The 22,260-nt window shown below is 65.1% G+C and carries 18 protein-coding genes; 5 read left to right on the top strand and 13 right to left on the bottom strand.

What is annotated here, in order from left to right; all coding sequences use genetic code 11:
- Positions 1 to 70 precede the first annotated feature (70 nt).
- The 5 genes from QN413_RS12935 to QN413_RS12915 all read right to left on the bottom strand — a co-directional run bounded on the left by QN413_RS12935 (position 71) and on the right by QN413_RS12915 (position 5,154).
- A complete protein-coding gene (locus QN413_RS12935; protein ID WP_323497004.1) occupies positions 71 to 433 on the bottom strand; it encodes a cytochrome C in 363 nt (120 codons plus the stop codon).
- A gap of 59 nt (positions 434 to 492) precedes the next feature.
- A complete protein-coding gene (locus QN413_RS12930) occupies positions 493 to 1,848 on the bottom strand; it encodes an FAD-binding oxidoreductase (protein ID WP_323497003.1) in 1,356 nt (451 codons plus the stop codon).
- A complete protein-coding gene (locus tag QN413_RS12925; RefSeq protein ID WP_323497002.1) occupies positions 1,838 to 3,058 on the bottom strand; it encodes a cyclopropane-fatty-acyl-phospholipid synthase family protein in 1,221 nt (406 codons plus the stop codon). The genes QN413_RS12930 and QN413_RS12925 overlap by 11 nt, the downstream gene beginning before the upstream one ends.
- A gap of 99 nt (positions 3,059 to 3,157) precedes the next feature.
- A complete protein-coding gene (locus QN413_RS12920; protein WP_323497001.1) occupies positions 3,158 to 4,777 on the bottom strand; it encodes an AAA family ATPase in 1,620 nt (539 codons plus the stop codon).
- On the bottom strand, positions 4,777 to 5,154 hold the full coding sequence (locus QN413_RS12915) for a hypothetical protein (RefSeq protein WP_323497000.1): 378 nt from the start codon (positions 5,152 to 5,154) through the stop codon (positions 4,777 to 4,779). The genes QN413_RS12920 and QN413_RS12915 overlap by 1 nt, the downstream gene beginning before the upstream one ends.
- A 253-nt stretch (positions 5,155 to 5,407) precedes the next feature.
- On the opposite strand from QN413_RS12915, the gene QN413_RS12910 reads away from it, so the two are divergent.
- Positions 5,408 to 6,829 (top strand): trypsin-like peptidase domain-containing protein, encoded by a 1,422-nt coding sequence (locus QN413_RS12910; protein ID WP_323496999.1) that lies wholly within the window; start codon positions 5,408 to 5,410, stop codon positions 6,827 to 6,829.
- A complete protein-coding gene (locus tag QN413_RS12905) occupies positions 6,826 to 7,917 on the top strand; it encodes a hypothetical protein (protein WP_323496998.1) in 1,092 nt (363 codons plus the stop codon). The genes QN413_RS12910 and QN413_RS12905 overlap by 4 nt, the downstream gene beginning before the upstream one ends.
- Before the next feature lie 83 nt (positions 7,918 to 8,000).
- Here QN413_RS12905 and QN413_RS12900 read toward each other — a convergent pair whose 3' ends face one another.
- Positions 8,001 to 8,639 (bottom strand): NAD(P)H-dependent oxidoreductase, encoded by a 639-nt coding sequence (locus tag QN413_RS12900; protein WP_323496997.1) that lies wholly within the window; start codon positions 8,637 to 8,639, stop codon positions 8,001 to 8,003.
- Between the two features lie 101 nt (positions 8,640 to 8,740).
- Between QN413_RS12900 and QN413_RS12895 the strand changes: the two genes are divergently transcribed.
- Positions 8,741 to 9,109, top strand: a complete 369-nt coding sequence (locus tag QN413_RS12895; protein WP_323496996.1) for a TraR/DksA family transcriptional regulator — start codon at positions 8,741 to 8,743, stop codon at positions 9,107 to 9,109.
- Positions 9,110 to 9,118: 9 nt separating this feature from the next.
- On the opposite strand, the gene QN413_RS12890 is transcribed toward QN413_RS12895, so the two are convergent.
- Positions 9,119 to 11,692: a cation-translocating P-type ATPase gene (locus QN413_RS12890; protein ID WP_323496994.1), complete on the bottom strand. Its 2,574-nt coding sequence runs from the start codon at positions 11,690 to 11,692 to the stop codon at positions 9,119 to 9,121.
- Positions 11,693 to 11,854: 162 nt separating this feature from the next.
- Here QN413_RS12890 and QN413_RS12885 point away from each other — a divergent pair, with 162 nt between their 5' ends.
- Entirely contained in the window at positions 11,855 to 12,484 is a 630-nt protein-coding gene (locus QN413_RS12885; protein ID WP_323496993.1) for a hypothetical protein, read from the top strand.
- Positions 12,485 to 12,596: 112 nt separating this feature from the next.
- Here QN413_RS12885 and QN413_RS12880 read toward each other — a convergent pair whose 3' ends face one another.
- Positions 12,597 to 14,282, bottom strand: a complete 1,686-nt coding sequence (locus QN413_RS12880; protein WP_323496992.1) for a CHAD domain-containing protein — start codon at positions 14,280 to 14,282, stop codon at positions 12,597 to 12,599.
- A gap of 127 nt (positions 14,283 to 14,409) precedes the next feature.
- On the opposite strand from QN413_RS12880, the gene adhP reads away from it, so the two are divergent.
- A complete protein-coding gene (adhP, locus tag QN413_RS12875; protein WP_323496991.1) occupies positions 14,410 to 15,441 on the top strand; it encodes an alcohol dehydrogenase AdhP in 1,032 nt (343 codons plus the stop codon).
- 58 nt (positions 15,442 to 15,499) lie between these two features.
- On the opposite strand, the gene QN413_RS12870 is transcribed toward adhP, so the two are convergent.
- Genes QN413_RS12870 through QN413_RS12850 form a run of 5 tightly spaced genes read right to left on the bottom strand, consistent with a single transcriptional unit; the run spans position 15,500 to position 22,189 of the window.
- The gene (locus tag QN413_RS12870) at positions 15,500 to 15,925 is read right to left on the bottom strand and encodes a universal stress protein (RefSeq protein WP_187052291.1); all 426 of its coding nucleotides are present in this window, start codon (positions 15,923 to 15,925) and stop codon (positions 15,500 to 15,502) included.
- 9 nt (positions 15,926 to 15,934) lie between these two features.
- Positions 15,935 to 18,817: a cation-translocating P-type ATPase gene (locus QN413_RS12865; RefSeq protein WP_323496990.1), complete on the bottom strand. Its 2,883-nt coding sequence runs from the start codon at positions 18,815 to 18,817 to the stop codon at positions 15,935 to 15,937.
- Positions 18,814 to 20,373, bottom strand: coding sequence for a DASS family sodium-coupled anion symporter (locus QN413_RS12860; protein WP_323496989.1), 1,560 nt, complete (start codon positions 20,371 to 20,373; stop codon positions 18,814 to 18,816). The genes QN413_RS12865 and QN413_RS12860 overlap by 4 nt, the downstream gene beginning before the upstream one ends.
- Complete coding sequence (locus QN413_RS12855; RefSeq protein WP_323496988.1) at positions 20,370 to 21,479, bottom strand: Acg family FMN-binding oxidoreductase; 1,110 nt, start codon at positions 21,477 to 21,479, stop codon at positions 20,370 to 20,372. Before QN413_RS12855 ends, QN413_RS12860 begins: the two co-directional genes overlap by 4 nt.
- Complete coding sequence (locus QN413_RS12850) at positions 21,476 to 22,189, bottom strand: sensor histidine kinase (RefSeq protein ID WP_323496987.1); 714 nt, start codon at positions 22,187 to 22,189, stop codon at positions 21,476 to 21,478. Before QN413_RS12850 ends, QN413_RS12855 begins: the two co-directional genes overlap by 4 nt.
- Positions 22,190 to 22,260: the final 71 nt, after the last annotated feature.

Below are 22,260 nucleotides of genomic sequence, written 5' to 3'. Positions count from 1 at the left end.
GGATCACTCGTTCAGCGGATGAGACGTTTGTCGCAGATCAAATGTTCTGCCTGTCGGCGAGCGACAAAACTCAATGCGAACTGCTGGCGGTCGATGACTCTGGCGGTCGGCTGCCGACCGCGTTCGACGCCGGATAGTTGTAGTACAGGTCATTTAAATAGCGCGTCACTTCGATGATGTCGTCGTCGCGCCAGCCGAGCGATGCGACGTCCTGCCAACGTCGCACCTGTTCTCGCAGTGAGCCCCAATCGGTCGCCAGCTTCTTGTCGCGCCAATGCACTTGAGTGCTGTGGCACGCGATGCAATTGGTCGAATAAAGCAACTCGCCGCGTGGCTGACTCGCTGCAACCTCGTACAAGGACAGCACGCCGACAACCAGGAATCCGGCGAAGCGCAGTCGCCTTGCAGCGACTTTTGAAGAAACGTTTTTCATTCGAATAGCCTCGTGCAAATGGCAATAAGCGAAATTGCGGTCGATCAACTCGTTGAACGTCAACGACCCATCACGCATTTGTCGTACAGATGCGGCGCCAGACGCTTTGGGTCGTATCTCTGCTTCAGCGCCTCGTACCGCGGCATGCCGTAGGCGTGCCCGAATTCGTCACGGGTGAAGTAGCAGTCGGAGTACAGAGACTTGATGCCGCCGAGCCGCAGCACTTCCTGCTCTATCAGGCGGTTGAAATACCCGGGCTCGTGCACCTGGCGTGTTCTCACCACATCCCAAAACCCAAAGTTGACATACAGCTGCCCGGCCCGAAGCGGATACAGCGAGAAGTTTGCGCTGGGATCGGGCGCATGCACCGGACAAATCCATACGGGATGAATACCGATCTCGCGCTGCAGGAAGTCCAGAAACTCACCCGCCGATGCAATGGGGATATCGACATCCTGAATCACGGACTCGGCAAACATGCCGCTCAAACGCGCGAGGCGCTGGGTCAATCCCACCCGTGCACCCATCCGCATCAGGCGCGCGTAGGTCTTTGAATTCAGGTGCGACCGGCCGAACAGGCGGCGCACTACCGGGTTCTGTGCGCCAAAGTTCTTGGAGCACCAGAACCAGTCGGTGTCCCAGCGCCAGAGATAGTCCTGAACACTCAGATGATCGACCGGCTTTTCGAGCAGGGACCGGTAATAGATCTTCTCGAAGTCATAACGGCTGAGTGGTCCTCCGACCTCTTCGAATCGTGCGACGTTCAGCACGAATGTCGAGGGACTGAACACCACGCCATCGACGAAATCCGCGTCTCCCTCGCACGCCTCGGAGAGCGCGGCGAAGAAGCCAGCGGCGGATTCAAACGGAATGTGCTCCACCCTCACGCACGGTTTAACCGGCAGGATTCGAAGTACGAGGCGCAGTGCGTAGCCCAGCGATCCATAGGAGTTCGGAAAGCCGAAGAACAGATCCTGGTACGCATTGGTGGGCGTGCACGTGACGATCTCGCCACCCGGCAACAACACGTCGAACTCGACCAGCGTGTGATGAACCAGCCCCTGCCTGAACGATGTCGCCTCGATGCCTACGCCCGCTACCGCACCGCCCGCCGTGATCGTCTTGAGCTGCGGCACCACGGCAGGCATTGCGCCATAGGGCAATGTGCCTTCGACGATGTCTTCGTAGGTCGCCAGGCCTTCGACCTGCACCGTGCCCGCCATGCGGTCGACGCACAGGACATGCTTGAAGCCACTGAGGTCCAAGCGATGTTTGGCACCTTCCCGGCGAGCCCGGAAAAGATTGGAGGTCTGCTTGCTCAGACCGATGCGAGCGGCTTCCGGCACGGGATCGCTGTGCAAAGTCCTGAGCAGCCGTTGCCGACGTTCGCCATAGCTCGCCGCTTCAGCGCTCATACACATGCTCCCTACCCATCGGATAGCTGTTGGCTGTCACGTTGCCCTTGCTGAAGACAATCTGAAAGAGGTGGGTGTATCCGCCGGGTGAGCGAAACATCTCCGCGCAGCCAGTGAGATACGTGCGCCAGACACGTCGGAATCGTTCATCGAACCGATCCGGGTCGAGCTCATGGACAGCGGGCCAGCGCTGCTCGAAACGTTCGGCCCAGGCATCGAGCGTGGGCGCATAGTGACGCCGCAGATTCTCTATGTCGAGCACCTCGAGTCCGTTGCGCTCCATCTCGACGATCACGTCCGCAAGACTTGGAATCCAGCCACCCGGGAAGACATGCTTGCGAATGAACAGCTCGGTTTCGTAGTGCCCCACATGCCCGATGAAGTGAAGGATGCCGATCCCGCCGGGCTTCAGAAAGGCGGCGTGCGCGCGAATGACCTCGGGCAACTGGTCGCGCCCTGCGTGCTCGAGCGTGCCGATGGAGACCACCTTGTCGTACTGCTGGTCGGCCTCCCGAAAGTCCGCTTCGCGCACGCTCAGCGCGTCGGCCAGGCCGCGCCGGGTGATCTCGTCGCGCAGCCACACCACTTGCTCGGTGGTCGTGTTCACGCCCACGCCCGACGCGCCGGTCGTTTCGTGCGCGCGAAACATGAAGCCGCCGAATCCGCAGCCGATGTCGACGAAGCTGTCGTCGCGCTGCAGACGGATCTTTCGGCAGACATGATCGATCTTGTTGCGCTGTGCCTGCTCCAGCGTCTCCGTACCTGTGGGCCAGTAGCCGCAGGTGTACATCAGCAACGGCTCATCCAGCCAGAGCCGGTAGAAGTCGGTCCCGAGTCCGTAGTGCGCGCGTGCGTTGCGCTTGGCTTTGGCCGGGTCGCGGTTCGAATGACGCAATTCGAGCAGTTCGTTCTCCATGCCGTTGACCGCACCGGACTTCCGGTCGAAGCCGGATGCCATGCCGGCTGCCAACGCCGCACCGAAATCACCCTCCACGTCGACCGTCTGATCGAAGTACGCTTCCATCAGCCCCATGTGGCCACGGGTGGCTGTCGAGAAGAGTGCGGCGTCGGTATGGAAGACGACAGTGAACGCAGGGTTGGCGTCACCGACATGGAAGGCGGTGCCGTCTGGCAGCCGCACGGCGAACGATGTCGCCGCACGCTCACCGAGGCCATCGAGCATGTCGCGCAGAGTTGAGGGCAGCTTCATTGAAAGTTCCGGCTGCGCCGGACACCCGGCGGAGATCACATTCAAACTTCCGAGGTCCATCGGACGATTGCGCAAGATCAAGCGAACGCGGTTTTCTGGCTACTTCCTCACGGACGACCATTGATCCGCCGGCGAATGTTGGTCTTGCCAGCGCGCGCAGAGGGCTGCGATATCGGCGTCGATGTCGATGTCGATGTCGATGTCGATGTCGGTGCAAACATCGAACGTCAGTGCACGTTCTTCGGCACTCAGCGGCTCGTGGGTCGCGAGCTGGCGCTCCAGCACGTCGAGGTCTGCATCGGACGCATCGTTGTCCAGTGCGGTCCGGCGTGCGACGCGCTGCCGCAATGTCGCTTCAGCCGCGCGGCAATGCAGGATCGCGAATGGCACGCCGAGCGACGAGGCCAGCGCACGAAACGCCCGCCTCTGTTCGCCCCCGAGAAATGCCGCATCGACGATCACCGGGTACCCCGCTCGCAGCACCGCCGCGGCACTCGACTGCAGATGGTCGAAGGTGCGGCGCGTCACTTCGTCGGCGTAGAGGTCGATGCCGTGCCTGGACGAACGCGCGAGCGCATCCAGGCCGAACAGGCGCTTGCGTTCGACGTCGGACCGGATGCGCACGGCGCCCGCTCCCTGCAACAAGCGCAAGGCGACGCTCGACTTGCCGGAGCCCGAGAAGCCATAAGTGATGAGCAGGCGTGGGCCACCCTGCGCGGATTGCGTCAAGCGTTCCGCCGTGGCGATGTAGTCGGGCACATCTTGCATGCCGCCATGCCCTGCAGCGGGCGAAGACGCGAGCGCCCGCACCAGCGACCGATACACCTCGTAGAAACTAAACACGGCCATGCCGGCGTAGTCGCCACTGTGCTGCAGCCATGCGTCCAGGAAGCGGAAGGCAAGCCGCGGCCGATGGTGCGCTGCCAGGTCCATCGTCAGGAAGGCCACGTCGCTCATCACGTCGATCCAGCGCAGGGCGGGATCGAACTCGATGCAATCGAACGCGGTGAGTTCGCCGTCGAGCCGCACGATGTTGGCCAGATGAAGGTCGCCATGGCATTCGCGTACGGCACCGGCGAGTCGGCGCGCTTGCCACGCCGGCTGCAACGCCTGCGCGCGGTCCTGCGTCCAGGCTCGGAGCTTTGCAAGCCGATCTGCGATTGCGCCTTCAGCATCGGTCGGCAATGCGTTAAGGACCTCGTGCATGGCTCGCATGATCTGCGCAGGCTCGCCAAAGGCAGAGTCCGCTGCAGCGCGCTCGACACGGGCGTGGAACGACGCGAGTCGTTGGGCGAAGCTGTCGAGCATTCCGGCCGCTCCGACCACGACATCGTTCACCACGAGATCGCGCAGCAGCGCCGAATCAGGAAAGCGCCGCATGCACACGACGTGATCGATCGGCTCTCCTCCGCCTCCGATACGAGGTTGTGAAGGCGTGCCGCGAACCGAGAGAACCCGCAGATACAAGGACGGCGCCAGGCGCTTGTTGAGCCGCAGCTCTTCGTCGCAAAAGTGCTTTCGTGCCTGCAGCGTACTGAAGTCGACGAACGACAGCCGCACCGGCTTCTTGAGCTTGAAAGCCAGCCGGGGCGTCAGCAGAACCCACGAGATGTGCGTCTCCACCATGTCGACGTTTTGACCGGTGGCATCGGCCAGCCAGGCGCGCAGGGCCTGCACGGAAACGCCGGCAGACAGCGGGCGTGAGCCCAGCGCGCCCATCAAGACTTCATTGGGCTGGCCATTCCCGCATGCGTCGTGAAGTAGCGCCGTGCGAGGGCGACGAGTTCGTGGGTGGTCAAGTTGCCGGTTGTCTCCCATCCGACGATGTGATGCGCCACCTCGGGGCGGTGCTTCTCGACGTAGTGGCGGAAGTCCGCCTGCGCGGTGTGGGAGCCGGCGATCAGCACCTCGGTGATGCCCTGCATCGCATCGCACACGGCACCGAAGAACTCATGCTCGCTACGGACCTCGCTGCCATGCTGGCGCGTGTAGTGCTCGTGAGCCTTGACCTGCTTTTCGAGCACTTGCGCAGCGTCGAACTGCAGGACTTGCGCGGTGTGATGGTCGACCCAGACGACGGCATGAAAAAGCGACATGGATTTGCCTTTTTATTGAGTGCGGTGCCCGAAGACATCGCCGGTTGAGGAGCAGCTCCTGAAGCGCACAGCATCCTCTGAATGCACGAAGAAGCACTTGATCTGGCGCAAGTCCCGGGTGCCCAAGCTCCTCTAGCCTTGGGCTTCCCGTCAGGCCTGCAAAACGCACAAAACGATGTTCCGCTCCGCTCTCCCTAAGTCGCGGCTTGCTGCAACCGCTCGCCACGCGATACAGGCTTTGACCTGCATTGCAATGTCGAGTGCGTGCATCGCCATCGGCGCGCAGCCGGTGGCGCCACCTGTCGCGGCAAGCCCCGTTGCCGGCTCGCCACCCTCATTCGCCGCAGTCTTCGCAACGCGAAGCGCAGCGGTCGTCGACATCACCACGCTGAGCTTTGCCAGTAACTCGGCCACCGACGACGGCGAACTCGAAGTCGAACCCGGCAGCGACTTTGCCGACCGCCTGCCCAGGCCACTTCCTGCGAGCTTGCCTGTCGGTGGCTTTCGAGACACCGCAACAGGTGTCGTGATGGACCGCAATGGCCTGATCCTGACCAGTGCGCACGTCATCACCGGCATCGATGAAGTACAGGTCTACCTGAGCGACGGCCGCCGCTTCGTCGGGCGCGTGCTCGGCGTCGATAAGGCCACCGACACCGGCTTGCTGCGCATCGACGCCACCGACCTGCCCGTCGCAGTGTTCGGCGATTCGTCGGCACTGGCCGTGGGCGACTGGGTCGCCGCCATCGGCTCGCCTTTCGGCTTTCACAACACGGTGACCGCGGGGGTGGTGAGCGCCACCGGGCGCTACCTGCCGGGTGCGAACGATCTGCCTTTCGTGCAGACCGATGTCGCCATCAACCCAGGCAGTTCAGGCAGCCCGTTGTTCAACGCACGGGGTGAAGTCGTCGCCATCAACTCGATGATCCTGAGCGACAGCGGCGGCTACATGGGCTTGTCTTTTGCAGTGCCCATCAACCTGGCGCTCGAAGTGGCGGTGCAATTGCGCGACCACGGCTCGGTACGGCGCGCCCGCATGGGCGCGGATTTTCAGGAAGTCACTTCGGGGTTAGCCGGTTCTTTCGGCCTCGAAGAAGCGGCGGGCGCGGTGGTGATTCGGGTCGAGGCCACAGGCCCAGCGGCCACCGCAGGCCTGTTGCGTGGCGATATCGTGCGCGCGGTCGACGGTGCGCGCATGCCGCACTACACCGACCTGCGCCGCAATCTCGCGCAACGCCCGCCCGGCTCCAGAGTGCGGCTCGAACTGTGGCGCGGCGGTCGCTCGATGACCCTCGGGGTCACGCTGGCGGAGGAGCCCACGGCGGGTAACGGGATCGCCGGCAAGGGCGCGGCAGCGTTGACGCCGCCGGCGTGGAACGACGGGCTCGGACTGCGGCTCGTCGAGCTGTCGCCTGCGCAACGGATCCGACTTGGCGAGGTGAACGGATTGCTGGTACGCGAAGCGGCCGGCGCTGCGCGCAGTGAAGGGGTTCGGACCGGCGATGTCATCGTCGCCATCAACGAGACCGCCGTCGATCGGGTCGATGCCTACGTCCACATCCTCTCGCGCCTGCCGGCCGGGCGCACTGCCGCCTTGCTGGTGCGGCGCGACAAGGGGCTTGCCTACATACCGGTTCGGCTGCCCGAGCGTGCGGCCAGGAGCGACCTCCGATGAACGATATCGAAACCGACCTGTTCGCTGCGACCGGGAGGCCCGACGCGCAGTTGCACCCCCAGTTTCTGGCGCTTCGCGACTCGCCCTTACTGGCGCCTGCGCGCAACATGCTCCGCGATCTGCATGTGCTGTGTCATCAGGAGAGTCGCGACTTTCAGGATTACTTCCAGACCAGCGGATTCGACACTGCGATGTGTGACATCTACCTGCTCGCCATGTTTCGCGACGCCGGCCACACCGTCGACGCGAGCCGTCACAGCCCTAACTTCTTGCTGCGCCGTGACGGCCTCGTTGCCGCTGTGGAAGCGACCACCGCACTCGACGCAGGCAGTCGTCGCCGAGTCCTTTCGACACGCATCCCGCACGACGTTTCCATCGGGTCAGGTGGCGCCCTCATTCGCAAACTGCTGCAGGCGCCATGGCGCTCGCCAAGTGTTGCCGACAAGCCGCTGGTCATTGCAATCCACGATCTGCACAGGGGCGAAGCCTCGGGCAACAAGCTGCCCATGGCATTGCTTCACTTCCTGTTCGGTTCGCGGCATCACGACTATGTCGACTTCGAGAGCCACTTGGAGATTCATGGGTCCGCCGCACAGTCCAGAGAAATCGACTGCATGTTCCCAGCCGGCTTCTTTGCACAACCCGGCGCCGAGAACATCGCCGCCGTCTTGCTGTGCAGCGACGGCGCCATGGTTTCCAAATTCAACCGCATGGGCCAGGAAGGCGCGCACCACAGCGACGCCGTGCGAATCCTGCGTCACGGCCGCTGCCGCCCGCACCATCGAGCTGCCGGCAGCGCCACCTGCTTTGCCTACGAAGTCGGTTCGCGCGGCGCCGAGCACGAGTGCTGGAACGAAGGCACATTGCTGGTTCACAACCCACGCGCTATCCATCCGTTGACCCAGAACTGGCTGGGCGCATCGGCGGAAGTGGATCTGCGGGACGGTCACCTCGTGGCGACCTTTCTGCAAGACTTCCACCCATTCACCTCGGTGACCGAAACGCTGACGGGCGCGACGCCTGGCTGGTGGGTCGAAGCCCGCAAGGCGCGACTGGCGAGAGACCTGCTCGATCACCCGTCACGCTGAGGCGTCGATCAGCCGGTGTACCGGTCTACCTTGGCGCGGGCGCCGCTGCCGGACGCAGAGTCGCCCCGCGAGCTTGACCTGCATCAACCCAGTCGACGCCCCCAGCGGTGCATGCGAGCAAGCCAACGTGCGCGCTGCGACTCGGTCAAGGTCTCGACCGAACCGACCACGGCATCGCCCACGGTCTTGATGCCGACGAGCCCGAAGACATTGCGCCTGAGGAGCCGCAGGCTGTGAGCCCGGTAGTACAGGCGATAGAGAAACGCCGGCATGCCCATGGTGACCACAATGCGCGCGGTGCGGCCCGCCAGCGGCTTCGACTTGAAGCTCTCCGCTTTGGGGACCGCGAAACCGGGACGCATCACCTGTTCCAGAAATCCCTTGAAGAGCGCCGGCATGTCGCCGAGCCACAGCGGAAAAACGACCATGAGATGCTGTGCATGCCCGATGGCGTTTTGCGCCGCCTGCAGCGAGGGCGGCAGTGGCTCCGACTCCCATTCGTGCCGGCTTCGCAGCAGCGGGAATTCGAGCGCACGCACATCGATGCGCGCGACCTCGTGACCTGCGGCACGCGCACCGTCGGCATAGGCATCGGCCAGCGCGTCGCAAAGGTGCGAAGCCTTCGGGTCGGGATGTCCGTTGATGATCAGCACGCGCATAGAGAGCCCATCTTCAGTCAGGTGCGGATGCTGCGCCTTGATCCAGCGCAACACCTCCTTCACGACAGGCTTCTAGAGTGAATGCTTTCTGGGTCGCGCAGACCCCGTCGGCCCTTCCCTTCCCTTCGCTTCCCTTCCCTTCCCTTCCCTCAAGGATTCGCTTCATGACCCAACTCACTGCCCAGGACATTCACGCTCTCTCGCGGCAACTTCATGCGATGAAACAAAGCGCACAAGGCGAAATACGTCTTGCCAACGACGACCTCAGGACGGCACGGCAGGCTGGCGCAAGCGAGGTTCACAACTTCAGCGACGACGCCGAAACGCTGCAGGCGCAAAACGTTCGGGTCGAAGAGATCGAGATCGACCAGACCCGGCTGGCCGAGATCGAGTTCGCCGAAAAACTGATCGCCGAAGGCCGTTACGGCAAGTGCATCGACTGCGGCTGCGACATCGCGCTGCAGCGTTTGACGGCAATGCCGACCGCCGTGCGCTGCGCTGCATGCCAGACCGCTGCGGAACAAAGTCTCTGAGCCGATCGATCAGTCGACATGGTGGCTCCGCACACGGATGCGCCATTTCACGCCTTCGAACCAAAGCAGGCTCAAGGCCGCCACGCCGAGTCCACACAGCAGCATGAATGGCGGCGGCATCGTGAAGGCGAACAGCCGACCGACCACGGGCACGCTCAGCACCACCCCCAACATGGCCAGCGTTGCCAGAACGATCCAGCCGAACTGACCTCCCGTCACCGCACGGCCCCACCAGACAGTGCGGCTCCACGATCGGTTGGTGTGGATCAACGCGAGATTGGCCAGCACCAGCACGACGAAGGTGAGCGCCCGCGCCATGTCGTCCCGGCCCGCATCCGATGGCGCCATGAGCCGGGCCCCGGCATAGGTTGCCAGCAGCAGAAGCAGCAAGCCCAGGCCCTGCCACAAACCACGCATCAGCACCACGCTGTCGAACAGGCGCTGGTCGGGCCGGCGCGGCGGCACGGTCATCGCATCCGGCTCCAGCGGCTCGGCCTCGAACACGATCGAGCAGGCCGGGTCGATGATCAGTTGCAAGAACACGATGTGCACCGGCATCAGCAACATCGACCAGCCGAACAGCACCGGAAGGATCGACAGGCCGATGATCGGCACGTGCACCGCCACCACGAAGACGATGGCCTTGCGCAGGTTGGCGAACACGCGCCGACCGTAGCGAACCGCGGTCACGAGCGATGCGAAGTCGTCGTTCAGCAAGACCAGCGCCGCAGCCTGGCGCGCCACCTCGGTGCCGCGCGCACCCATTGCCACGCCGATGTCGGCCGCCTTGAGCGCAGGCGCGTCGTTGACACCGTCGCCGGTCATCGCGACCACGTCGCCGCGCGCACGAAAGGCGCGCACGAGCCGCAGCTTCTGCTCGGGCTGCACGCGACAGAAGATGAGCGTCTCGGCCAGTCGCGCATCGAGTTCGGCATCGCTCAGCATGGAAAGCTCGGTGCCGGTGATGACCGGTGCATCGGTGCCCAGGCCTGCCTGCTTGGCCACCGACAGCGCCGTGGCCGGATGGTCGCCGGTCATCATCACCACGCGGATGCCGGCGGCCCGGCATTCGGCGATGGCCTGCGGCACGTCCGGGCGCACCGGGTCTTCGAGTCCGACCAGCCCGAGAAACTGGAAGTCGAAGTCGTGCTGCAGACCGGGCAGCGCACCGGCAGCGAAAGTCGCCTGGGCCACGCCCAGCACGCGCAATCCGTCTGCCGCCATCGCAACGACCTGCTCGGCGACCGAGGCACTGCGACGGGCGTCCAGATGGCATAGATCGACGATGGCCTCGGGGGCGCCCTTCGCCGCGATGAGGAGCGCCCGCAGATCCGGCGATTGCCAGACCCGCGACATCGCCAGCATCTCGGGCGACAGGGGGTAGTCGTCGATCAAGGTCCAGTCGGTGTGCAGGTGCTCGGTGTGCGCCAGCAGGTGTTGACCGGCCTCGCCGATGGCCGATTCCATCGGATCGAAAGCGCGACGGTGGCTGGCAAGCACCGCGTACTCCAGCACCCCATGGAGTTCCTCCTGCAGCGGCGTGGCATCCGCCTTCGCGCTGTCGCGTACCGTGTCGCGCCCCATGTCGTGCACCGCCGCTTCGGACCACAGGCGCCTGACCGTCATGCGGTTGGCCGTCAGCGTGCCGGTCTTGTCCACGCACAGCACGGTCGTGGCGCCGAGCAGTTCGACCGCGGGGATGCTGCGGGCCAACACCTTCTCGCGGGAAAGGCGCCATGCACCGAGGCCGAGAAACAGCGTCAGCACCATCGGCAGCTCTTCCGGCAACAACGCTATTGCCAGCGTCAGGCCGGCGAGCAGCCCTTGCAACCAGTCGCCACGCAGCAAGCCGAAAACAATGGCCAGTGCAGCCGCCAACACCAGGCCGACGATGGCAACGCGCGTGACCACACGTCGCGTCTCCTGCTGGATCGGGGTGGCCTCGGTCTTGATCGCAGCAAGCGACTGGCCGATGCGGCCCAGCGCGCTGTGCACGCCCGTGGCAGTGACCCGGCCTTGCGCCGTGCCGCGCGTGACCAGGGTACCGGCAAACACCGCACCTGCGAGCGACGCCGCCTGCTTGGCGACAGGCACCGACTCCCCGGTCAGCAAGGATTCGTCGACCGCAAGATTGGCGCAAACGATGAGCAACAGATCGGCCGGCACGCGATCGCCCTCGGCCAGTATCACGATGTCGCTCACCACCAGATCGCGGGCTGCGACGGTGCGCTCCTTTCCATCGCGGACGACGCGAGCCTGAGGACTCGACAGGTCGCGCAAGGCATCGAGCGAGCGTTCGCTGCGCCGCTGCTGGACGAAGCTGATGGCCATCACGACGAAGACGAAGCCCAGCAGCATCAGCGCCTCCTGCAGGTCGCCCAGGGCCAGGTAGAGGGCGCCGCACGCCACCAGCAACAGGAACATCGGCTCGAACGCCACCTCGCGCGCCAGCCGCAACATGCTGCGTGGGCGGGAAACCGGCAACTCGTTCGCGCCGTCACGCACCAGTCGGCGTTGTGCTTCGGCCTCTTTCAACCCGACGGGGGGTGCCGGTGCTGGCGCGGCGAGCGGCCCACCGCTCATGAGGTTCAGGTGCTCCTTTGGGCTTGGGGATCGCAATGTGTTGTCTCGCAGGGTGCAGTGATGCTTCAGTTCATCACGCGCCGCAGCGTCCGGCCTTGATCTGGCGCAAGCCCCGCCGGACGCGCCAGCCGAAGAATCGCCGCACCGAACAAGGACGCCTCCATGAAACCGACCCCACGACTTCCGAGACTCATCGCGCTCACCGCCGCCGCAGTCGCTGCTGCGGCTGTCGCCGCCGCCATCGTGATGTTGCTCAGCACGCCCGCGATGGCCGCCGATGCTGCGGCACCGAGCCAGTCGAGCGCCCCGCCGGGCGTGGCGTCGAGCGCCAAAAGCGCAGCCATCAAGGCAGCGCACGAAGCGGAAAGCGCAGCGCGTGAAGCCGCCAATGCGGCGCGACTCGCCGCACGCCAGGGCCAGGCGACAACGGGCAAGGTGTCCAGGTCGATTGCCGAAGGGGTCCGTCGCGCAGCGCAAAAGGCAGCCGAAGCCGCCACTCGCCTCGAGGCCAAGGCCTCCGCTTCGTCAGGCCGGGCGCTAGAAGGAACCCGGGAGGCCGCTCGGGCCACGGAGGCGGAAAGCAAAAAGGCTACCGCCGCCACCAGGGAGGCGCTGGCCAAGGCCGAGGACTCGCTGCAGCGCGCGACGCAAACCAGCAAAGAAGAAGCAGAAAAAGCAGCGCAAGCCACACGCGACGCGCTGAACACGGCAGTGACCGCAACGGGCGCCGCTGCACGCTCGGCCAAGGAAGCCGTCGAGCGAACGGTCGAAGCCGCACGGCACAAGACGTAGCCCGAACCGACTTCTTCCGCAGCGCGGCGCCGCACGGCTCGCCGAGCCGCCACCGACCGCATGATCATGCGGCTCATCTCGCTAATCTTCTACTAGCGCATCAGGAACCGCGCTACGGCAGTTCAGCCCGCCTGAATGCCTTCCAGCACCGCAGCAGTTCAGGCTCCGCAAGATCGCTGCGGCGGTCGAGTTGCCTCACCACCGACTGCACGGAGTGCTCCAGCTCCTGCTCCTTTTGCACGAAGTCATGCAGCAGTCGCCCGGCCACTTGCGCATCGTTGAGTTGGCCGAGCGCGTCCTGCAACTTGCCTAGGCGCCTGACATAGCGATGCGTCGCTTTGCTTGGATACAGCGACTGAAAAGAATCGATGGCGTAGCGCAGGCGCTTGGCCGCAATGCGCACCCGGTGGCGCTGCTCGGGCGTGGCGCGCGCCAAGCGCTTGCCGGTGTCTCGCAGCTTGCGATGAAGCCGCATGACGGCGCCCCGTGCCAGCGCGTGCAACGGTTGCTGCAATGCCTTGCGCGCACGCTTGCCCGACGACGACTGCCAGGACTCGCATCCGAGCCACGCAGCCAACCCCAACGTCAGACGCGCATAGCGAGGCGATGCGAGTGCGTGGGCGGCGCGGCTGCGATACGTGTCGGCAGAAAGCGAAGCCGTCTGCAAAAGAGAGGTCCATTGCACTGCGGCAGTGCGATCGGAATCGGAATCCGAGTCCAAGTCCGAATCGGCGGTCAGTGCCGGCAGGGTCTCGCCCGCGAGTACCTCGGCGTCGCGTGCCGCGCCCAGCGCCGCCGAAAGCCATCGCAGCTCGCCACCGAGCAACGCCGGCGTGGGGATGATGGGGGAGAAGAGGCGCAACGCGGAACGCAGTCGCCGAATGCCCACGCGCATCTGGTGCACGCTCTCGGGGTCGGTCCCTCGCATGACGCCCGCCTCGTTGCCGAAAGCGTGCGCGGAGCAATTTTCGATGATGGCCTGAAAGCCCTGTTCGACGGTCACATCGCGCGCGAACAGCACCGGCTGTGCGGAGGTAACCCTCGCCGTCGTCGTCGTCGTCGTCGTCGTCGTCATCGTTGCGCGCGACCCATGGGTCCGACCCGCCAGCAGCGCATATCCCCGGTCTGCCTTGCCCAGACGACCAATGCGCAAGGGCACGTCGTCCTGCAGCAGCAGGGCCGCGTCGAACAGCGCCGCAGGCGCGCCAGCCTTCAGCTCGAACTCGACCTCGCAAATCGGCTCGCGCGCAGCGCCGCAGCGCAACTCGCCTTCGTCGAGCGTCAGTTCGATGCGAGTGCCTTCCGGCGGAGACAACTGCCAGAGTGAGCGGCGCACGACGACATCGAACACCGGCACGAGCCGCTGCGCCAGACCCGGTTCCGCCAGGATCAGAGCCGGCCTCGCATCCGGCTCGATCCGCATGCGCAACGCCGCGAGATCGGGCTCCGCGCTGTCGATGTGGGCCTCCCATTCGCCGCGGTCGTGCAGTCCGAAACCACGGCCGGACGATTCGATCGTCTTGACGGTTTCGGTCCACCGCCCGCCCTGCTTTCTGACGCGCAGTTCCAGCCCTTGTCGGCGCAGGAACAGGTCGGGCGTGTCGAAGTAGGTGGTGTGAAGGCGGGAGACGCCGGGCAGCGGCTTATGCGGCGCCAATCGGGTGGTCACGGCCGTCCGGAACGTGTCGACGTCCGAGGGCGACAACAGGAGCTTGAGTTCGACCTCGCGTGAAGCGCAGTCGGCCGGAACATTCGACAGGGTCGCGGAGTGGCGCATCAGCCACTGTGATGCACCCACCGTCTCACGGCGTTGATGCGCATCAATGGCCGCGGCGATGGCGTGCTTTTTTGATCCAGCGCAACACCGCTCGCCAAGCCGCTTTTTAAAGTGAAGGCTTCGTACCCATTCGTTCTGAAAGCCACCCATGCAAACCATGAAAGCCGCTGTCGTCCGCGAGTTCGGCAAGCCCCTGTGCATCGAGGAAGTCGCCATTCCCGAGGTCACGACGGGCCAGGTGCTGGTGAAAGTAGTGGCATCGGGTGTGTGCCACACCGACCTGCATGCCGCCGATGGCGACTGGCCGGTCAAGCCCACCCTACCCTTCATTCCGGGCCATGAGGGTGTCGGCTTCGTGGCGGCCCTGGGTGCGGGCGTCAAAGGAATCAAGGAAGGCGACCGCGTCGGCGTGCCGTGGCTGCACACCGCCTGCGGACATTGCGAGCACTGCATCACCGGATGGGAGACCCTTTGCGACGGACAGCAGATGACGGGCTACACCGTCAACGGCGCCTATGCCGAATACGTGCTGGCCGACCCCGGCTACATCGGGCAGTTGCCGGCCAATGTGGGCTTCAGCGAAATTGCGCCGGTGCTCTGCGCCGGCGTCACCGTCTACAAGGGCCTGAAGGTTCTCGAATGCAAGCCGGGCGACTGGGTCGCCATCTCCGGCGTGGGCGGGCTCGGCCATCTTGCGGTGCAGTACGCCAAGGCCATGGGATTTCATGTGGTGGCCGTCGACATCCACGAAGGCCAGCTCCAGCTCGCCAAGAAATTGGGCGCCGACATGGTGATCAACGCTGCGCTGCAAGACCCGGTCAAGGAACTGCAGACGGCTTTGCGCGGCGTGCATGGCGTACTGGTCACTGCCGTGTCCCGCAGTGCCTTCTCGCAAGCCCTCGGCATGCTGCACAAGCGCGGAACGATGGCCCTCGTCGGCCTGCCGCCGGGCGACTTCGCCTTGCCGATCTTCGACGTCGTGCTCAATGCCAAGACGGTGCGCGGCTCGATCGTCGGCACCCGCAAAGACTTGCAGGAAGCGCTGGCGTTCGCAGGCGAAGGCAAGGTGCATACGGTGTTCACCGAAGACAGGCTGGAGCGCGTCAACCAGGTGATGGACCGGATGCGTGCCGGTGAAATCCAGGGCCGCGTCGTGATGCGAATTTCAGACGTGGCATGAGCCGATGCCAGCAGCCGTTGCCAGCGGTTGCGCGTCACGCGCGGGGCGCGCAACGCTGCTACTTCACGAGGACGACTGGCTGCTTTGCCAGCGACATCACACGCTGCGCCACCGAGCCGACCAGCAGGTCGACGAAGGCGCCTCGCCCCTTGGCGCCCAGCACGAGCAGATCGAACTTGCCGGAGTTCGCGCAATCGACGATCTCCTGCGCCACCGAGCCCGTGCGAATCACCGCGTCGTGCCTGATGCCGGCCTTGTCGAGCAAACTTCTCGCGGGCTTCAACTCGGTATCACTCAGTTCACGCAGGTAGTCGGCAACCTGCTCGCTGCCGACCAGTGCTTTGGCATGGCGCAGCCCGGTGTCGTCATGCACGCTGACCAGCGTCACGACGCTGTGGGCCTTCAGGAGGCCCACCAGTTTGGCGGCGTACTTCACTGCACGCAGCGCGTGCTTGGAGCCATCGATGGCGACGAGAATTTTCATTGTCTTCTTTCAGCGTTGAACAGGTTGAGAGGCGTCGATCGATGCACGCAGCGGACGGCGCACGAAGCGCCCCAAGAAACGAACCACCAGCTTGCGAAGCTCGCTGTACCAGAGCACTGCGCTCGCCATCGCGATGCACACGAGCCACTCGTCGAAGGAGAGCGGCGCGGTGCCGAAGGCCAGGTTGAGAAAGCCGAGGTGGACCACCGCCACCTGCAACAAGGCAGACAGCGCGACTGCGCCCCACAGCCAGCGATTCACGAAGAGATGCGAGAAGGCGCTCTTGCTGTCGGAGCGTGCGTTGAAGCAGTTGAAGAGCTGCGCCAGCACGAGCACGGTGAAGCCGGCGGTGCGGGTGGTCGCGAGGTCATCGCTTCCTTCGACCATGCCACCGGGCAGGAAAAGGTCGATGGTCAGCAGGGTGGTCAGCGCCATCACCAGGCCGATCTGGACCACGCCCGACCACATCCGCGCATCGATCACGCGCTCCGCGCGGCCACGCGGCTTGCGAGCCATGACGTCGTCGGTCGGCGGGTCGACGCCCATCGCCAGCGCGGGACCCGAGTCGGTGATGAGGTTGATCCAGAGAATCTGCGTGGCCAGCAACGGCAACACGACCGTGCCGCCGTCACCAGCACCACCGCCGCCACTTCCAACCAACCCCAGCATGCCGGCACCGACCACGCCCAGAAACACGGTGAGCACCTCGCCCATGTTGGACGAGAGCAGGTAGCGCAATGCCTTGCGGATGCTGTCGAAGATGCCGCGCCCTTCGCGCACCGCCGCGACGATGGTCGCGAAGTTGTCGTCGACCAGGATCATCCGCGCGGCCTCTTTGGTGACCTCGGTGCCGGTCACGCCCATGGCGATGCCGATATCCGCCGCCTTCAGTGCGGGCGCGTCGTTGACGCCGTCTCCGGTCATGGCGACGACGCTGCCATCGGCTTGCAGCGCGGCGACGATGCGCAGTTTGTGGGCCGGCGCCACGCGTGCGAAGACCGATGTGCGGCGCAACGCTGCAGCGAAGGCGGCATCGTCCAGCGCGTCCAATTCGAGACCGGTGAGTGCGGTCGCACCAGGCCCAACGATGCCGAGGTCCGCCGCGATCCGGCTGGCAGTGCGCGGATGGTCGCCGGTGATCATGATCACGCGGATGCCCGCGCGCAGTGCCTGCCCGATCGCCTCTGCCGCCCCGGCGCGCGGTGGATCGATGATGCCCACCGTGCCGACGTAGATGAGGTCGCGCTCCAGCCGTTCATGCGACTGCGTTGCCGAAGGATCTTCCTTCGCGGTCAGCGGACGGTAAGCCACCGCCAGCGTGCGCAAGGCGGCGTCGGAAAGCGATTCGACGTCGGCCAGGATGCCGGCGCGAAGTGCCTCGTCGAGCGCGACCACTTCCATGCCCACTCGCGCCCGGCTGCAATGGCCGAGCAACACGTCCGGTGCGCCCTTGGTGATCACCACGATCTGGTCATCGTGCGCGTGGTCGCGCTCGATGGTCGACATCATCTTGCGCTCGGAAGTGAACGGAATTTCGCCGATGCGCGCGAAGCGCTGTCGCCGCAGCTCCGTCAGCCCCATCTTGCGTTCGGCCACCAGGAACGCCGCTTCGGTGGGGTCGCCATGAATCGACCAGGTGCCGCCGGCATCCTGATGCAGCCGTGCGTCGCCGGCAAGACTGCCGCCAGAAAGCACCACGGTGAGCTCGTCACGCAACGGGCCGGCCGTTACCGCAGCGCCCTCGTGCTCGACGCGACCCAGCGGCGCATAGCCCTCGCCGGTGATGCGGGCGCTGCCGGACGCGGTCATCACGCGCTCGATCGTCATTTCCGCCCGGGTGAGCGTGCCGGTCTTGTCGGTGCAGATGACCGATGCGGCGCCCAGCGTTTCGACCGACGACAAGTTCTTGACGATGGCGTTTTGCCGGGCCATGCGCTGCACGCCCATCGCCAGCACCACCGACAAAATCGCAGGCAACCCTTCAGGCACCGCCGCTACCGCGAGCGATACGCCGAGCAGCAGCACGGCGATGACATCGGCGGCGCTGCGGATCTCGGAGATCGACAAGATCGTCGTCACCACGACCGCGGCGATGAGCACAACCGCGATGCCCAGCATGCGTCCGATGCGCGCCACCTCGACGCTCAACGGCGTCGGGGCCTCGACGGTCGCTTCGAGCATCTCGGCGATGGCGCCGATCTCGGTCTGCATGCCGGTGGCGGTGACGATTGCATGGCCGGTGCCCTGGGCGACAGCCGTGCCCTTGAAAACCATGTCGAGCCGATCGCCGAGCGCCGATGTGCCAGCCAGCTGCGCCACGCCTTTCAGCACGGCTTCGCTCTCGCCGGTCAGCGACGCCTCCAGCACCCGCAAAGACGCCGCCTGCAACAGACGGGCGTCCGCGCCCACGGCATCGCCCTCACCCAGCGCCAACAGGTCACCGGGAACCAACTCGGCACTGGGCACGCGCAGGGTCTGGCCGTCACGCACGACGGCCGATGTCACGGCGGTCATCCGCGCCAGCGCCGCCACCGCATCTCTCGCCCTGGCCTGCTGCGCATAGCCCAGCAAGCCGTTGACCAGCACGACAGCCGCGATCACCAGCGCATCCAGCGGCCAGCCTTCGAAACCTTCGATGGCCCAGGCGCCCAGAGCGATGGCGATGGCGGCGAGCAACAGGTAGACCAGCGGGTCTTGAAACTGCGCCAGCACGCGACGCCATGTCGCCACGGGCGGCACGCCGCGCAGCTCATTCGGGCCGTGCTCGGCGAGCCGCCGTTCCGCCTCTTGCGAGCTCAGCCCGTGCGTCGCGTCGGCGCCGAGCGCCTGCAGCACTTGCCCGATTGCCAGTACCGACGGATCGCCAAGACCAAGGGCTTTTGGCGCACTCATTGCGGGCTCGACAGCGTCATGTACCCCATCCAAGGCCAGTAGGTGAGCGAGAAAATCACCAGCAGCACCGCAGCAGCCAGAGTGACCATCAACCCGGTGCGAATGAAGTCGCGTGCCTCGAAGGTATCCGTGCCGTAGGCGATCATGTTCTGCGGTGCGTTCACCGGCAGGATGAAGCCAAAGCTCACGACGAACTGCAGCAGCATCGTCATGCCGATGACGTTGATGCCTGGCGTCTGCACCGCGCCCAGCACGCTGATCACGATCGGGATCATGGTGGACGCCAGCGCCGTGGCGCTCGCAAAGCCGAGATGGATGACGATGAGGAACAACGACAACAGCATCAGGATGGCGAAGGCACTGGCGCTCTGCAAGCCGAGGTGCTGCACGATCAGGTTGGCGAGCCAGCCGGCGGCGCGCGTTTGCAGCAGTGCCGTTCCCACGCTGATGCCGATGGCGAAGAGCACCACGGTGCCCCACGGGAAGCCCTTCTGCGAGGTCTTCCAGTTCATCACGCCCACGCGCGGCAGCAGCATCAATGCGATGGCGGCGATGGTGGTGGAAGCGGTATCGAAGTCGTGCAGCGCTTTTTCAGACGCCCAGAACCCGAGGAGCGTCAGCACGATGGCCAGCAGCTTCCACTCGTTCGCAGTCATCTTGCCGATGGCTTCGAGCTGCCGGCGAATCGTCTCCTTGCCGCCGGCGATCTCCGACATCTCCGGCCGCATCATCCGCGTCATGATGAAGTAGAGCGCAATGGTCAGCAGCGCCGAAAACGGTGCACCGGCAACGAACCATTCGGTCCAGCTGATGGTGGTCTGAAACTGCTTCTGGATAAAGCCGGCGGCCACCATGTTCTGCGCGGCCGCCGTCTTGATGCCGATGTTCCAGATGCTCGCCGTCTGCGCAGCGGTAATGACCAGCAGGCCGGCGAAGCGGCTTCGCTTCTCGACCTTGAAGGCCAGGATGAAGCCCATCATGATCGGCACCAGACATGCGACGCGTGCAGTGGTGCTGGGCACGATGAAAGACAGTAAAAAGCCCACACCCATCGCGCCGATGACGATGTGATTGGTGCGTGCATCCACCCGCGACAACACCACCAGCGCGATGCGCCGATCGAGCCCCGTGGCCGTCATGGCCGCGGCGATGAAGCAGGCTGCAGCGACCAGTGCCACCGCGCTGTTCGAGAAGCCGGACAAGGCGAGGTTGAGTGCCGCGCCCGTGCCCATTGCCGCCGTTGCCGCCGTGGCCGCCGTCACGGGCTTGGCCGCATCCGGCGTGAAGGCCAGCAAGAACACCATCAGCGCGCCGATGACGACCGCGCTCACCGCGTAGTCGAGCGCCTCGGTCATCCAGACGATCACCGCGAAGGCGAGGATGCCCAGCATCATCTGACCCGCGGCAGGAAGGCCCGTCGCGGCTGGCAGCGAGACGATCGCAACGAGCGCGCTGAAGGCGGCGACCAGCCCGGCGCGCTTGACGACATCGCTGCCTGGCGCGACGGCGGGCGCAATCGCTGCCGCGATCGCTTGCGCCTCGACTGCGGTGGTCATGCCAACACCGCTTCGAGCGGGCGCCGCAAGGACCGAGGCATCGCGGGTCCGCGACCGAAGCGCACCACGAGGTCGGGCCGCCGGTCGCCCCATCCAAAGGCACGCGCGAGCCCGGGCCGCACGCTCGCGACCTCGACCGGCTGATTCAGCATCGCATTGCGAATCCCCAGGGCGGTCGCCTGCAACGCAAATCGCTCGTAGCAGCGCCCTGCTTCGATCCAGTGCCTCTTGTCGTTCTTCTCGGAGACGAAGACGGCGATGCCGGCGGAACTGCGCACCTGGCTCGCGTACTTGTCGTTCTCGCGCGCAGGCGTGAAGAAGCGGGCGAAGAGCATTTCGCCGAGCCATCGCGGCACCGTCGGATTGCCGGACGCACCGGAGAACAGTCCGTCGCCGGACCGGACGGCTTCCGTGTCGCCGAAGCGAAGCCATTGCTTGAGTTCAGCGACGAAAGCCGGGTCGTCGATCTGCCGCGTGTTGGCGTCCACGATGTACGCCAGCATTTTTTCTGTCGCGGCTTTGTCGCTGAGGATCAGCATCTGAACGCCGTTGCGTGTGCCCGCGCGTTCCAGCAATCCAAGTTCGTCGACCGTCAGCGGCCGGCCGTCGTAGTCGGTGCGCGTGCACTGCCTGTCGAAGATCGCCGCATAGAGGTCAGACCGGATCGCCCGGGTCGGCTCGAGCCGAACGCGCAGCGCGTCGCCCTCCATGCCTGCATCGAAGACGACATCGGCTTGCAGGCCATGCGCCGACGCCGCCTGCACCAGGTTCTCCGCGGCACAGCCGAGCGAGACGAACAGATGGTGATCGTCGGGATCGACGGCCGGGCATCTGCGCGACAGATCCGGAAGAATCGAGATGGACTGCGGCTGTATCGCGAACTTCCAGCATTGCGAGTTGTGGCTCGACGGTGCCAACGTGGCACAGCGGACCAGTTCTTCGAAGAGCGGCCGGCCACTGGTCGCCTCGGTCGTATCCCGGTGCCATGTGCTTCGCACCGCATCGGCATAGCTCGCCTCACGGCCGTCGAAGGAGCAGGCGTTCAGGAGCACAGCGCCCACGGTCGCAAAGCGCCGTCGCGTGAGGGATGCCAGAGCCGGAGTCATGCGATCACTTTCGCGCTCTCGACCACCACCTTCGGCAACATCGCCATGACGTGCGTACCTTGCCCCTGAGCCGACGTGACCGTGAGGCGGCCGCCGCAGGCCTGAACCCGGTGGCGCATTCCGGCCAGGCCGAAGCGCGACGAAGCCACCTGTTCGATGTCGAACCCGATGCCGTTGTCCAGCACCTCGACCAGGATGTTCTTTCCCGCATCGACCAGGGTGACCGAAACCGTACTGGCGCAGGCGTACTTTCCGATGTTGGTCAGGCACTCCTGCACCAGACGATAGATGGCCAGCTCACTCGCGTCGTCGCCGCGGGCCTCTTCGATCGCAGTCGTCACCGCAATCGTCGAACTCAGGCTGAAGTCCCGACACAGGATGGTCAGCGACGACGCCAGGCCCAGGTTGGCCAGCGACGACGGACACAGTCCCTCGACCACCCGGCTCTTCAATGCGATACCGCGACCGAGCATTTCAGCCAGATGCTGAAGGCGCCGATCGATCTCGGGCGACGCATGTTCGAGACGCGACTTAAGGCAAGCCACGTCGAGCTTGGCTGCTGTCAGGATGGCACCCAGTTCGTCGTGCAGTTCGCGGGCGAGCAGCGCGCGCTCCTGCTCGCGGATGCGCTGAAGGTGAGTCGCCAGGTCGCCGAGGTATCGGGCGCGGGACTCTCCGTGGGTCTGGATCGAATTGCGTTCGGGCGTCATCCGGAGGGTTCCTCGATCAATGGCTGAAAAGCGGATGCTCGCGGCGAACCGTGGTTGCCGGCATGCGCTCA

The organism is Variovorax sp. LG9.2 (genome assembly GCF_035018885.1).
Classification (GTDB): Bacteria; Pseudomonadota; Gammaproteobacteria; order Burkholderiales; family Burkholderiaceae_C; genus Variovorax.
The sequence above is the reverse complement of the archived record's forward strand: the minus strand, read 5'-3'. Positions and strand labels throughout refer to the sequence as shown.